Annotated in this window: 10 protein-coding genes; 7 read left to right on the top strand and 3 right to left on the bottom strand. The window is 62.3% G+C overall.

All coding sequences use genetic code 11. From position 1 onward, the window contains the following. Positions 1 to 10: 10 nt before the first annotated feature. Both AB4O11_RS23265 and AB4O11_RS23270 read right to left on the bottom strand, forming a co-directional pair. On the bottom strand, positions 11 to 934 hold the full coding sequence (locus AB4O11_RS23265) for a LysR family transcriptional regulator (RefSeq protein ID WP_460128770.1): 924 nt from the start codon (positions 932 to 934) through the stop codon (positions 11 to 13). Positions 935 to 1028: 94 nt separating this feature from the next. Further along, a complete protein-coding gene (locus tag AB4O11_RS23270; protein WP_093431639.1) occupies positions 1029 to 2228 on the bottom strand; it encodes an MFS transporter in 1200 nt (399 codons plus the stop codon). 307 nt (positions 2229 to 2535) lie between these two features. On the opposite strand from AB4O11_RS23270, the gene AB4O11_RS23275 reads away from it, so the two are divergent. The 6 genes from AB4O11_RS23275 (at position 2536) to AB4O11_RS23300 (ending at position 10508) form a co-directional block, all read left to right on the top strand. After that, positions 2536 to 3804 carry a c-type cytochrome gene (locus AB4O11_RS23275; protein ID WP_460090924.1) on the top strand — a complete coding sequence of 423 codons (1269 nt, stop codon included), beginning with the start codon at positions 2536 to 2538 and terminating at the stop codon, positions 3802 to 3804. After that, positions 3801 to 4274 carry a (2Fe-2S)-binding protein gene (locus AB4O11_RS23280; protein WP_093431633.1) on the top strand — a complete coding sequence of 158 codons (474 nt, stop codon included), beginning with the start codon at positions 3801 to 3803 and terminating at the stop codon, positions 4272 to 4274. The genes AB4O11_RS23275 and AB4O11_RS23280 overlap by 4 nt, the downstream gene beginning before the upstream one ends. Then, positions 4271 to 6505 (top strand): xanthine dehydrogenase family protein molybdopterin-binding subunit, encoded by a 2235-nt coding sequence (locus AB4O11_RS23285; RefSeq protein WP_460128771.1) that lies wholly within the window; start codon positions 4271 to 4273, stop codon positions 6503 to 6505. The genes AB4O11_RS23280 and AB4O11_RS23285 overlap by 4 nt, the downstream gene beginning before the upstream one ends. 170 nt (positions 6506 to 6675) lie before the next feature. Continuing rightward, complete coding sequence (locus tag AB4O11_RS23290) at positions 6676 to 7788, top strand: alkene reductase (protein WP_460128773.1); 1113 nt, start codon at positions 6676 to 6678, stop codon at positions 7786 to 7788. A 228-nt stretch (positions 7789 to 8016) separates the two neighbouring features. After that, complete coding sequence (locus AB4O11_RS23295) at positions 8017 to 8976, top strand: EamA family transporter (RefSeq protein ID WP_460128774.1); 960 nt, start codon at positions 8017 to 8019, stop codon at positions 8974 to 8976. A 233-nt stretch (positions 8977 to 9209) separates the two neighbouring features. Further along, positions 9210 to 10508: an MFS transporter gene (locus AB4O11_RS23300; RefSeq protein WP_093431622.1), complete on the top strand. Its 1299-nt coding sequence runs from the start codon at positions 9210 to 9212 to the stop codon at positions 10506 to 10508. A 42-nt stretch (positions 10509 to 10550) separates the two neighbouring features. On the opposite strand, the gene AB4O11_RS23305 is transcribed toward AB4O11_RS23300, so the two are convergent. Continuing rightward, positions 10551 to 11609 carry an aromatic ring-hydroxylating dioxygenase subunit alpha gene (locus AB4O11_RS23305; protein ID WP_460128776.1) on the bottom strand — a complete coding sequence of 353 codons (1059 nt, stop codon included), beginning with the start codon at positions 11607 to 11609 and terminating at the stop codon, positions 10551 to 10553. A gap of 228 nt (positions 11610 to 11837) precedes the next feature. On the opposite strand from AB4O11_RS23305, the gene AB4O11_RS23310 reads away from it, so the two are divergent. Next, positions 11838 to 12965, top strand: coding sequence for an alanine--glyoxylate aminotransferase family protein (locus AB4O11_RS23310; protein ID WP_460128779.1), 1128 nt, complete (start codon positions 11838 to 11840; stop codon positions 12963 to 12965). Positions 12966 to 13003 lie beyond the last annotated feature (38 nt).

Raw genomic sequence — 13003 nt, forward strand, 5'->3', positions numbered from 1 at the left:
GCCGCAGGCATCACGCAGCGGGCGTGGTCGCGGCCACCGGGCTGAGAATTTCCATGAGGAAATCGATAAACACATTGATCCGGCTGGACCCTCGGTGATTGGGTAAATACAACGCGTTGATGCACGTGCTGGCGCTGCCGGGATTGACCTCGTACTGCTCAAGCAAGCGGGTCAGCCGGCCGGCTGCCACGTCGTCGCGTACCAGCCAGTCGGCCAGCAGCGTCACCCCGCCGCCGCCGATGGCGGCTTCGCGCAGGATGTCGGCATTATTGCTTTGCAGGCGCCCGTGGACGTTGAGCTGGATGGGCGCGTCTTCATTCTGAAAAGTCCAGTGCTGGTGGGTGGCGCCGTAATCGAAACGCAGGCATTGATGCTCCAGCAAATCCCGTGGGTGACAGAGCGTTGCGCTACGCGCCAGATACGCCGGACTGGCCACCACCCAGCGTTCGAACTGCCCCACGCGTTTGCTGACGATGTCTTCACTGACCACCGACGACCCCAGTCGCACCGAAACATCGATCTGCTCGCTGAGCAGGTCGCTGACCTGATCGCTCAGCGACAGACTGATCTCAAGTCCCGGATGCCGCTCAAGCAAGCGGCTCAGGTGCGGCGCAATCAGGCGCCGACCGAACTCCACCGGCACGCTGATACGCAGACGGCCCTGCGCTTCGGCGCCACGATCGGCAACGACGGCATCGGCCTCGTCAATCGCGTCGAGAATCGCCACGGCTTTTTCGAAATAGGTCTGGCCGGCAACGGTCACGCTGGTGTTGCGCGTGGTGCGATTGAGCAGGCTCGCGCCCAACTCGTGTTCCAGCCCTGCGACTTGCCGTGTCACTGACGACGTTGATATCCCGAGTTTGCGCGCTGCCGAGGAATAGCCCCCGCAGCGCACGGTTTCCACAAACATCTTCAGTGCCAGCAACTTGTCCATATGCGGGGTCCGGTCGAAAGGGAACGCGGATGATTGTGCATCACTGTTCCCCCCTCGTCTTGTACCGCCGTGCTTGCCCGCACTCGCCGGTTGTTCAGACATCGGCCTGGCGACTCAGGAACAAGCCAAGCGCCAGCGCTGGCAACAGCGCCACAGCTACGGCGGACAGGTTCCAGCCGAAATGCTCGTACAACGGGCTCGCAACCAGCGACCCCAGCGCGCCGCCGACGAAAATACTGGTCATGTACACGGCGTTCAGGCGCGCACGGCTGTGCGGATCGAGGGCGTACACCTCACGCTGGCCGAGCACCATGTTCAATTGCACGGCGAAATCCAGCAGCACCGCGCACACCACCAGCCAAACATAGCCGCTGCCCGGGAGTGCGGCGATCAGCAGCGAAACCGGCGCCAGCAGCAATGCGACCAGCGTGCCGCGACGACCATGCCCGGCATCGGCCAGACGTCCGGCAATCGGCGCCGCAATGGCACCCACCGCACCAACCAGCGCGAAGATCGCGACTTGTGCCTGAGTGAAGCCGTGGTGACGCATCAGTTCAATCGGCGCGAGAGTCCAGAACAGGCTGAAACTGGCAAACAGCAGCCCTTGATACAGCGAACGCTGACGCAACAGCGGATAGCGCCGGGCCAAGGCAAACACCGAACCGATCAACGCAGCATACGAAGCTTTATGCGTCGGCAGCCGACGCGGCAGCGCCACCGCAGTGACCAGCGCGATGACCGCCATCAGGGCCGCCGCGCTGTAAAACACCCCGCGCCAGCCGAACACTTCAACCAACAGGCTCGACAGTGGCCGCGACAACAGAATGCCCAGCAGCAGACCGCTCATGATATTGCCGACGACGCGGCCACGACTGGCCTCGGGCGCCAGGTGTGCCGCCAACGGCACAAGGATCTGCACGGCCACCGAGGTCAGACCGATCAGTAAAGACAACAGCAGGAACATCGACGGTGAATGGGTCAGCCCGGCGCACAGCAATGTGACGCTCGCCGCCAAAGTGAAGCCGACCACCAGCCGGCGGTTTTCCATCAGGTCGGCCAGTGGCACCAGCAGCAACAGGCCCAGTGCGTAGCCAAACTGCGTCAGAGAAACGATCAGGCTGGCATTAGCGCTGGACAGACCGATCTGCGGTGCAATCAGTTCGACAATTGGCTGCGCGTAATAAAGATTGGCCACGACCGCGCCACAGCAAAATGCCAGGAACGCGACCATCAGGCCGGACAGTGAAGTTGGCTGTTCGGCATTTGCCGCAACGGCCGGGTTGCCCGTGAGCATGATGACACCTCATTGAGTTCAGGAAAGTGCTGCCAAGGCTACGGCCCTGTGACGACGCGCAGAATCCACGCGGCGAGCAACGCAGTGATGCGTCCGGTGCAACGGCGCAAGCGTTGCTTCTCGCGCAACGCGCTGTTGCGTGCGCGGGTGATTCTCCCGTGATGACGGTTTCTCTACGCTTTGGCCCTTGGCGCCGTCGTTCCTGGGGGCGCCCTTCCCCGGCTGTTACAAGGAGCGTTGTCATGACCCGTATCCCATCCGTTCTGCCATTGCCTGCCGCGTTTTTCTCCGTCTCATGAACCGCCACTTGCTGAAGTCCAGAACGTTATGGATCAGCGTGGCCGTCGTCGCGGTGCTCGGCCTGATCGGCGCCGTTTGGCTGATGTGGCGCCCGGCAATTGCGCCGATCAAGCGCCCGACGATGTTCGATACTGCGCAGTTGCAACGCGGCGCGCGGGTGGTCGAGGCCGGCGATTGTGCGGTCTGCCATACCCGCCCCGGCGGTGAATATCTGGCCGGCGGGCTGCCGCTGGTAACGCCGTTCGGCACGCTGTACAGCACCAACATCACCCCGGACGCTGAGACCGGTATCGGCCAATGGTCGCTGCCGGCCTTCGAGCGGGCGATGCGTCAAGGCATTGCTCGCGATGGTCACTTCCTCTATCCGGCGTTCCCCTACGTGCACTACCGGCGCATGAGCGCAGCAGACATCGCCGACGCCTATGCCTACTTGATGAGCGGCCCCGCCGTGCACGCGCCGGCCGAGCACAACCAGATGAATTTCCCGATGAATATTCGTCCGTTGGTGGCGTTCTGGAACCTGCTGTTCCTGCACGGTGAGCCACTGACGCCGCTGGCGGGGCGTAGCGCGGCGTGGAATCGCGGGCGTTATCTGGTCGACGGCCCGGGCCATTGCGCTGGCTGCCATTCGCCGCTGAACCTGATCGGCGCGGAAAAATCTTCGGAATACTTGCAGGGCGGCAGCGTTGACGGCTGGCAGGCGCCCGCGCTGGTCGGCATGGGGCAACGCAGCAACCCGTGGAGTCGCGCGCAACTGGTCGGCTATCTGCGCGCTGAGATCGTTGATGGCCACGGCACACCCGCCGGGCCGATGCGTCCGGTCAGCTTGAGTCTGGCCCGCTTGCCCGCCAGTGAAGCCGAGGCGATTGCCGAGTATTTGCTCAGCCTGGAAAACCCGCACCCACTGACGCAACCGCCGCCAAAGACGCCTGCCAGTGAAGCGGCAGACCACTCGACCGGCGCCCTGCTCTTCAGCAGCGCCTGCGCCGGTTGCCATGGCCCGGCGGCGCCGATGCGCACCATCGATGGTCGCCCGGGCCTGCAAAACACCTCGGCGCTGCAAGCGGCCAGCTCGCGCAATTTCCTCAAAACCGTGCTTGAAGGCTTGCCCGCCACAGCCGGATCGCCCGGTCCGCTGATGCCTGCATTCGCCGCCAGCCTCGACAACGCGCAACTCGGCGCACTGGCCGCGTATCTGCGCCAGCAAGCCCGCCCCGATCAGCCGTGGGCCGACCTCTCTTCCACTATTGAAGCGTTACGTCAGGAGACGAAATGAGCCAGATCACTCTCAACGTCAACGGAGCCGCGCAAGCGCTTGAGCTGGAGCCGGACATGCCGCTGCTGTATGCGCTGCGCAACCACTTGAACCTCAACGGCGCCAAATACGGCTGCGGTCTCGGTCAGTGCGGCGCCTGCACGGTGATCGTCGACGATCAACCGGTGTTCGCCTGCCTGACGCCCTGCGCCGGCCTCGAAGGCAAAAAAATCCGCACCGTGGAAAGCCTCGGCAGTGCGGTAAAACCCGGCCCTCTGCAAGCGGCGTTCATTGAGAAACAGGCCGCGCAATGCGGTTACTGCATTGCCGGCATGCTGATGCGCGCGCAGGCGTTGCTTGAGCGTAATCGCCACCCGGATGAGGCGACCATTCGCGAGCACATGGCCGGCAACCTGTGCCGCTGCGGTACGCACTTGCGCATCATCGAGGCGATCAAGCAGGTGGCCGGGCACAACGGGAGCCTGACATGAGTGAGTCGAATGAATTGAACCCGAGTCGGCGCGCCTTCCTGCGTGGTGGTGCGTTGCTGATGGCGTTCACCCTGATGCCGGTCGCGCGGCGTGTGTTGGCGGATACGGAAGTCGATACGCTCGGCACCGTGGTCCTCGCGCCCGACCTGCCCGGAAGCCTGCGCACCAACCCGTTTCTCGACGCCTGGATCCGCATCGGCGCCGACGGCATCACCGTCTACACCGGCAAGGTTGAATTGGGCACCGGGGTAAAAACCGCGCTGCTGCAAATCGCCGCCGAGCGTTTGCAGGTGCCGGCGACCGCCATCAACCTGCTCACCGCCGACACCGCGCTGACGCCCAACGAAGGCTACACCGCCGGCAGCCACAGCATTTTCGACAGCGGTACCGCGTTGTATAACGCCGCCGCGCAGGTGCGCGAAATGCTCGTCGATGCCGCCGCGCGCAGTTGGCAGATTGATGCAGCACTGCTGAGCACCCGCGACGCTGTGATCGTAGGCCCGGCCGCTCAACGGATGAGTTACGCCGACGCGGTCAAGCATGTCGATGTGCATCAATATGCCAAGGCTCAGTCACCGGCGATGGCCGCCGCTGATTTCAAACTGATCGGCCATTCGTTGCCGCGCCTCGACATTCCGGCGAAGGTCAGCGGTGGCGCAGCATTCGTCCAGGACATGCGCCTGCCGGGCATGCTGCATGCGCGGGTGATCCGCCCGCCTCGTCCGGGCTGCACGCTGCAAGCATTCGATGCGGCGTCCATCGAAGCGCTGGCTGGCGTGGTCAAGGTGATCCGTGACGGCAACTATCTGGCGGTGGTCGCCGGTGATGAGTGGCAAGCGATCAAAGCCATGCGCCGTGCCAGCGTGGTGACGCAATGGAGCGGCGGCGAGGCGATTCCCGAGGCGACTGAGATTCATGGTCTGCTCAAACGTCTGCCCTCACGGCGCTATCCGATCAGCAACAGCGGCACGCCAAGCGGCGCGGCCGACACGCGTTTTCAGGCGCGGGTCACCAAGCAATATCTGATGCACGGCTCAATCGGCCCGTCTTGCGCAGTCGCTTGGTTCAAGGACGGCACGCTTACCGTCTGGACCCACACGCAAGGTGTTTACCCGCTGCGCGCCGGGATTGCCGAAATGCTCGGTCTGCCGCCTGAACGGGTGCGCTGTATTCATACCGAAGGCTCGGGGTGTTACGGGCATAACGGCGCCGATGATGCCGCCGCCGATGCAGCATTGATTGCCCTGCGCGTGCCTGGGACGCCGGTGCGCGTGCAGTGGATGCGCGAGCAGGAAAATCTTTGGGAGCCGTATAGCTCGGCGATGGTCTCCGAAGTCGACGCCGGCCTCAGCCACGGTCGACTGCAGGACTGGGCCTACGAACTCTGGACCACGCCGCATAACGAACGCATCGTCAACGCCGGGCGGCTGTTGCCGGCACGCTTGCTCGCGCGGCCTTTTGCCTCGGCGCCATCCGTGCCAATCGCTCAGCCTGAGGGCGATGGTGATCGCAACGCGGTGCCGTTGTACGCGTTGAACTCGACGCGCATCAACATGACCTTCGTCACCGAGATGCCCTTTCGCACCTCGGCCATGCGTTCGCTCGGTGCGCACATCAACATCTTTGCCATCGAGGCGAGTATCGACGAACTGGCGATCCGGGCCGGCATCGACGCGGTTGCTTTGCGTCTGGCCCATCTCAGCGACCCGCGTGCTCGCGCGGTGGTGGAACGTGTGCGTGACGAGATCGGCTGGCCGCAAAAAAGCAGCGAGCCCGGCGCCGGTATCGGTTTCGCCTTTGCCCGCTACAAAAACATCATGGGTTACTGCGCCATCGCGGTGAAACTTCGAGTGCATCCGCAGACCGGCGAGATCCGTATCGATCACGTGGTGACGGCGGTGGACGTCGGCCAGATCGTCAGCCCCGATGGCCTGCGCAATCAGGTCGAGGGCGGCATCGTCCAGTCCGCGAGCTGGACCCTGTACGAAAAAGTCGCCTACGACGCGGGAGGCATTCGCAGCTACGACTGGAGCGGCTATCCGATTCTGCGTTTCACGCAACTGCCGAAAAAAGTCGATGTGCATTTGCTCGACCAGCCGGGAGAACCCTTCCTTGGCGCCGCTGAAATCGTCCAGGGGCCGATGGCCGCCGCCCTTGGCAACGCCGTCGCCAACGCCACTGGCCGGCGCTGGCTGAACCTACCGCTGACGCGCTCAAACCAATCCGCCTGAGCCACGTCCGTGTTCATCGCTGATGAGCACGGGCGCCATTGCGCCGTGCGCAAAACAGCGTAGCGCCGGTCACCGATTATCACCCTCACGACACCCGGTTAAGTTAGCGGCACTGGTTCGCGGCCCCACTGCCGCGCTTGAATTCCTTTTATTGAAATCTGGAGCTACCCATGACCCGTCGTCTGTTCCAACCCCTCGCACTCGGTCCTTACACCCTCGCCCATCGCGTGGCCATGGCACCGTTGACGCGCTCACGCGCCGGCCAACCGGGCGATGTACCGACGCCGATGAACGCCGAGTACTACCGCCAACGGGCCAGTGCCGCACTGATCATCACCGAGGCCACGCAAATTTCCCGGCAGGCTCAGGGTTACGCCTGGACGCCGGGCATCTACAGCTCCGAGCAGGTCCGCGCGTGGCGTGACGTCAGCGCGGCGGTGCATGAGGCCGGCGGGCTGATCTTCATGCAACTGTGGCACGTCGGCCGGGTGTCCCACCCCAGCTTTCAACCCGATGCTGGCCTGCCGGTTGCGCCCAGCGCGCTGCCGGTGCCTGGCAAGACGTTTATCGTCGACGAAAACGGTAACGGCGTCTGGGGAGATGTGCCGGTGCCACGCGCGCTGGAAACCGCGGAAATCGCCGGCATCGTCGAGGACTACCGCGTGGCCGCGCGCAACGCATTGCAGGCGGGCATGGACGGTGTAGAGATTCATGCTGGCAACGGTTACCTGCTCGACCAGTTTCTTAACAGCAACAGCAACCAGCGTGACGATGCCTATGGCGGCAGCGTGGAGAATCGCGCGCGGTTTCTGCTGGAAGTGGTCGCGGCCGTCGCTGAAGAAGTCGGTGCCGAACGGGTCGGCGTACGCCTGACGCCGATGGGGCGCTTCATGGGCATGGGCGATGACACCCCGGAGGCCACCTTCGGCCACCTCGTCGAAGCGCTCAACCATTGGAATCTGGCCTACCTGCACCTGGTCGAGCCAGCGATGGTCGGCACAGTCAAAGATGAAAATTTCGACCCACGCTGGGACGCGATCATTGCCCAGTTGCGCAAGACCTGGAACGGCGTGCTGATCCTGGCGGGAGGCTACGATGCGCAATCTGCGGAACAGGCGCTGATTGCCGATCGTGCCGACATCATCGCGTTTGGCCGTCCGTTCCTGGCCAACCCGGACTTGCCGCGTCGGCTGCATGATGGTTTGGCGCTCAACGTGCCAGACCCCGGCAGCTTTTTTGGCGGGGATCAGCGTGGCTACATCGATTATCCATTTCATGCCTGAACAAATGCAGACCTATGGGAGGGGCGGACTCGCCCCTTTTCTATTAGGTCATACGATCTCTTCAGTTAAACAAAGGCGAGAAAAATCCACCGTAACGGCAAAAATATGCGTAGCTTTGCGCTTTCAGGTCTATTGCCCGACGTCGCCGAATGCGATAAAACGGGCTAGTTGTACGACAACCAAATAAAAACCAAGTCGTTCGAACGGCTAAAAATCCTGAGATCTGCCATGCCTCGCCCTACCGCTGCGCAAACCGTACCGCCACCCTACCCCCGCTCTCTCGCAGTAATCATTCTGTTGTGCATGGGCTGCGCGTTTGCCGGCAATCATGTGGCGGCGCGAGTCGCATTTGATGACGGTGCGGGGGTGCTGCTGGCGATTTTAATGCGTTCCGGCGGGACCTTGCTGGTGCTCGCGATCCTGGTGCTGTGGCAAAGACAAAGTCTGCGCTTGCCGGCGGGTGCGTGGCGCTGGCAACTGCTGCTGGGGTTGCTGATCACTGCGCAGAGTCTGTGTCTGTATTCCGCTGTCGCACGGGTGCCGGTGGCGTTGGCCCTGCTGGTGGCGAACGTGTTCCCCATTCTGCTGGCATTGCTCACATGGGCGTTGGGTGGCCCGCGACCGAGCGCATGCACCGCGACATTGATGGGTCTGATTCTATTGGGTCTGGTGTTTGTGCTGGACGTGCCCGGGCGTCTCTCGACCACGACAGACGTCAGTGCGCAATGGCTGACGGGCGTCGCGCTCGCGTTCTGCGCCGCCAGCGTGTTCGCCTGCGCGCTGTGGATCACCGACCACAAACTGTCTCAGGTACGTGGCTCGGTGCGCAGTCTGCTGACCATTTTCATCGTGTTCAGCAGCGTCAACCTGGCAGGGCTGACGGGCGCCCTTCCCGGCGGATTGAACCTGCCCGCCACCTCGACCGGATGGCTGGCCCTCGCCACTTTGGTAGTGCTGTACGGCACAGGTTTTATCGTCTTGTTCATTTCCGTGCCGCGACTCGACATGCCGCGCAATGCGCCGGTCATGAACATCGAACCATTGGCAACGCTACTGATGGGCTGGATTGTGCTGGACCAAATGCTCAGTAGAGGACAGATTTTCGGCGGGGTGATTGTGGTCACGGGCATCGTTTTGCTGACTTATCGTAAATCAGTGGTCAAGGCTGAGGTTAAAGCAGCAATTTAGCACTTGGATGATGGCAAAAAGCTGTTTTTCCTCCGGCCACTCAGGACAAACATAGGTGGCAACCCCTGCGTCCCAACGTCGCAGCAAACAGCTATTGGCAAATCCTGCACAAGCCTTAGAATCCCGCGCTCTCTTGCAGCCCCCTCGGTGTCTGCCTGCACCACAACACACTTCGGCTTGGCAATCGCATGCGCAGCGGCGCACGTTGCGCTGTTCGTCCTCTAGAGGTTTTTATGTCTCCGCGTTTGCTGGCCATGGCGCTGGCGCCCCTGCTCGGGCTATTCATTGTTGCGCTGGGCAACGGTTTCATGTCGTCGCTGACCACCCTTCGACTGGACGCTGCCGGTGCGTCGACCACGATGATCGGCATCGTTTCCTCGGCCTACTTCATCGGCCTGACCCTGGGCGCCGTATTCAATGACCGCTTGATTCTGCGCATCGGCCATATCCGCGCCTACGGCAGTTTCGCCTCGCTGATCGCCGTGACCATCCTGCTGCAGGGCTTGTTCTATGACACCTGGGGCTGGTTCGCCCTGCGCCTGATCAACGGCTGGGCCACGGTCGGCGTGTTTCTGGTGATCGAAAGCTGGCTGCTGCTGGCGGGCGACGCGAAGATTCGTGGGCGCTTGCTCGCGCTGTACATGATCGTCTTGTACGGCGCCGGTGTGCTGGGCCAGGCAACGTTGGGCAAAATCACCGGGTTGAGCGACAGCGCACCGTTCATGGTGGCCGGCATGCTCGCCTCGTTGTCGGTGCTGCCGATCGTGATCCTGCCGCGCGTGTCGCCGCTGCTCGATCAGGTCGAACCGCTCAAGCCACGACAACTTTTGGGCGTGACACCGACCGGGCTGGTCGGCTGTTTTGGCTCGGGTGTGACTATTGCGGCGATTTACACCTTGCTGCCGCTGTACTTGCAGCGCAGTGGTCTGAATGTCGGTGAAGTCGGCAGCATGATGGCCTGGACGATCCTCGGCGCGATGCTCCTGCAGTACCCGGTCGGGCGCTGGTCCGACCGCAAGGATCGTTTGCAGGTGCTGACGATTCTGACAGTGGCGTGCACCGTGTTGTCGCTGGTGATCGTCCTGGTGCCGTTGTCCTCGACGCTGCTCGCGGTGATGTTGTTTCTGCTCGGTGGCGGTGTGTTTGCGCTGTACCCGGTTGCCGTCAGCCATGCTGCCGACCGTGCGCCTGCCGAAGCCTTGGTGCCGATGATTCAGGGACTGCTGCTGATCAACTCGCTGGGCTCGGCAATCAGCCCGATGATGATTTCGCCGGTGATGAACTCGTTCGGTGCCAATGGTTTGTTCTGGGTCTTTGCGCTGGTCAATCTGTGTATGGTCACCTTCTTCCTGTGGCGCCGGGGCAAACGCCCGGTTCCCGCCAATCCCGCGCCGTTTGCAGCGGCAGCAACCTTCTCGCCGACAGGCGCGGAGTTGCGGGTGACCGAAGATCTGCGTCAGGCAGTGCAGGAGCATCCGCCGATGGTTGATGCACTGAGCGGCGAACCTTCGCCACAATGTGAGACGCGCTGAGGGTTGCGCCAGTCTGTGCCAAGCGCAGACTGGCTCGCACCGCTATTCAGATTCGTGGGTGATATCCACGAGCGGAATCGGCTCAATCGCCCAAGCGCGAATCTGACGACGTTCGGGGCTGGGTATCGCACAAGCCTTGCGTCCGGTGAACGTTCGCGCAAGACGCTCTTCATCGATGCGCCAGCCGCGCTGCTCCAGTGCCTGCACGTCTTTGCGAAAGGCAATCTGCAGCGCATCGGATTTCAACGAAACCTCCTGCTGAAAAGAGTCCGGCACACGCTCTGGTCGGACGTTTTTCAGCACGGCATGATCCTGTTCGAAGATACGGATATTGCTGGCAATGAACCTGCGATCCAGCAGTCGGGTGCGCAGGAACGTTCTGCCCATCATCCACCAGGTGCGCGTGCGATTGGCGTCAATCGGCACATGCGCCGAGACGATGTAGATCCGCCAGCCGTTGGGCAACTCAAGCTCAAGCGTTGTGCAAGGACCGGACAAATGAAAACCCGGCACGGTGGCCACACTGACAAACTCGGTGGAGGATTTACGCCGCAGCAGCCCTTTGCGTGCCGGCCTGCGCATGAGCATTTGGGCGCTGCCGCTCCACGCATCGCTGTCGACCTCGAATGATTCAATCTCGGGATGATCCGGATCACCGAAGGTTGAACCATGGACAAACGGTGCGTGGGCGAAGTCCAGACCGTTTTCGATAATCCGGTCCCAACTGGCCTGCCAGTCAAAGTGACCCGCGACCACACGGATGGCGGGATCGTCGATCCAGTCGAGCGTGGGCAAGGCTGGACGCTCAGATTCTGGCAGATCACCTAAAAGCGCCCAGATCCAACCGTATCGCTCCAGCGTCGGGTAGGCATCGACGCGGGCCTTGGCGGGAATCCGCAGGTCGGGCTGCGCCGGTATCTGCGAGCACACACCATCAGCGCCAAACCGCCAGCCGTGATAGGGACACTGCACGCTGTTGCCGACCTTGCTGCCGGCCGACAGTGAGCCGCCGCGATGCACGCAGATATCCGACAGCACATGCGCGACGCCAGCGTCATCGCGGAACGCCACAAAAGGTTGTCCGAGCAATCGAACCGGCATCAGTCCATCAGTCAACTGTGACGATGGGAGAACGACATACCACAGGTTTGTAAGCATGGGGGGCGTGCGATCCGTCAGTACGGTGAGTTCAAGTCAGAAAAACCCTGGAATGCAAAACTAAACCAGAGGGCTCCACTTGGCCAACGTGAATTGCCAGTGCCCTTGCCCTGCCCTTTGCCTACACTTGCTTGCCAATGATGTTTACCTCTCTGCCGAAGGAGCACGCCCATGTCAAAGCTATATCCCAGTATCGATCCTGAGGGGCTGGTCGAGTACTCGGTTGTCTACACTGACCGCTCGCTCAACCACATGTCGCAGTCCTTCCAAGGCGTGATGAAGAACATTTCCAAGACCCTGAAACAGGTCTACCACGCCGAGGCGGTTGCAGTGGTTCCGGGCAGCGGCACATTCGGCATGGAAGCGGTGGCGCGGCAGTTCGCCACCGGCCAGCAGTGCCTGGTGATCCGCAACGGCTGGTTCAGTTATCGCTGGAGCCAGATCCTTGAGATGGGCAATATCCCGGCGGCGACCACGGTGCTCAAGGCACGGCCGGTAGAGCCGGGTCGCCAGGCCGCCTACGCCCCGCCGCCGCTGGACGAAGTACTGGCCGCCATCGCGGCGCAGAAACCGCAGGTGGTCTTCGCACCCCACGTTGAAACCTCATCCGGGATCCTCCTGCCCGACGACTACCTGCGAGCGGTCGGCGACGCCGTGCATGCAGTGGGTGGCCTGTTCGTGCTGGACTGCATCGCCTCGGGCACGATTTGGGTGGATATGCACAAATGCTCAGTCGACCTGCTGATCAGCGCTCCGCAGAAAGGCTGGAGCGCCTCCCCTTGCTGCGCCCTGGTTATGTTCAGTGCTGCGGCGCTTGCGCGCATCGAACACACGCAAAGCAGCAGCTTCGCCTGCGACCTGAAAAAGTGGCTGCAAATCATGCAAGCCTACGAACAGGGCGGACATGCCTATCACGCAACGATGCCCAGCGATTCCCTCGCGCGGTTCAATGACGTGATGAAAGAGACGCAAGCGTATGGGTTCGACAAGGTTCGCGATGAACAACAGGCGCTGGGTGATCGGGTGCGTGCGCTGTTGACCGGCAAAGGCATCAAAAGCGTCGCCGCAGAAGGCTTTCAGGCCCCCGGCGTCGTGGTGAGCTACACCGATGATGCCGATATCAAGAACGGCAAGAAATTTGCCCAGCACGGCCTGCAGATCGCTGCCGGCGTGCCACTGCAATGCGATGAGCCGGCCGACTTCCAGACCTTCCGCCTCGGCCTGTTCGGACTGGAGAAGCTGCAGAATACCGAGCGTACGGTCAACCTGCTTGAGCAGGCACTGGATGAGGTCATTTAGATACCCGGCGACCCGTCGTCGGGCCGCCCGGTTCGGCC

The sequence above is a fragment of the Pseudomonas sp. H1_D05 genome (assembly GCF_054682705.1).

Bases quoted from the DNA above. Each gene is read 5' to 3' on its own strand.
- AB4O11_RS23265 (WP_460128770.1), bottom strand. From the start codon at position 934: ATGGACAAGTTGCTGGCACTGAAGATGTTTGTGGAAACCGTGCGCTGC.
- AB4O11_RS23270 (WP_093431639.1), bottom strand. From the start codon at position 2,228: ATGCTCACGGGCAACCCGGCCGTTGCGGCAAATGCCGAACAGCCAACT.
- AB4O11_RS23280 (WP_093431633.1), top strand. From the start codon at position 3,801: ATGAGCCAGATCACTCTCAACGTCAACGGAGCCGCGCAAGCGCTTGAG.
- AB4O11_RS23285 (WP_460128771.1), top strand. From the start codon at position 4,271: ATGAGTGAGTCGAATGAATTGAACCCGAGTCGGCGCGCCTTCCTGCGT.
- AB4O11_RS23290 (WP_460128773.1), top strand. From the start codon at position 6,676: ATGACCCGTCGTCTGTTCCAACCCCTCGCACTCGGTCCTTACACCCTC.
- AB4O11_RS23295 (WP_460128774.1), top strand. From the start codon at position 8,017: ATGCCTCGCCCTACCGCTGCGCAAACCGTACCGCCACCCTACCCCCGC.
- AB4O11_RS23300 (WP_093431622.1), top strand. From the start codon at position 9,210: ATGTCTCCGCGTTTGCTGGCCATGGCGCTGGCGCCCCTGCTCGGGCTA.
- AB4O11_RS23305 (WP_460128776.1), bottom strand. From the start codon at position 11,609: ATGCCGGTTCGATTGCTCGGACAACCTTTTGTGGCGTTCCGCGATGAC.
- AB4O11_RS23310 (WP_460128779.1), top strand. From the start codon at position 11,838: ATGTCAAAGCTATATCCCAGTATCGATCCTGAGGGGCTGGTCGAGTAC.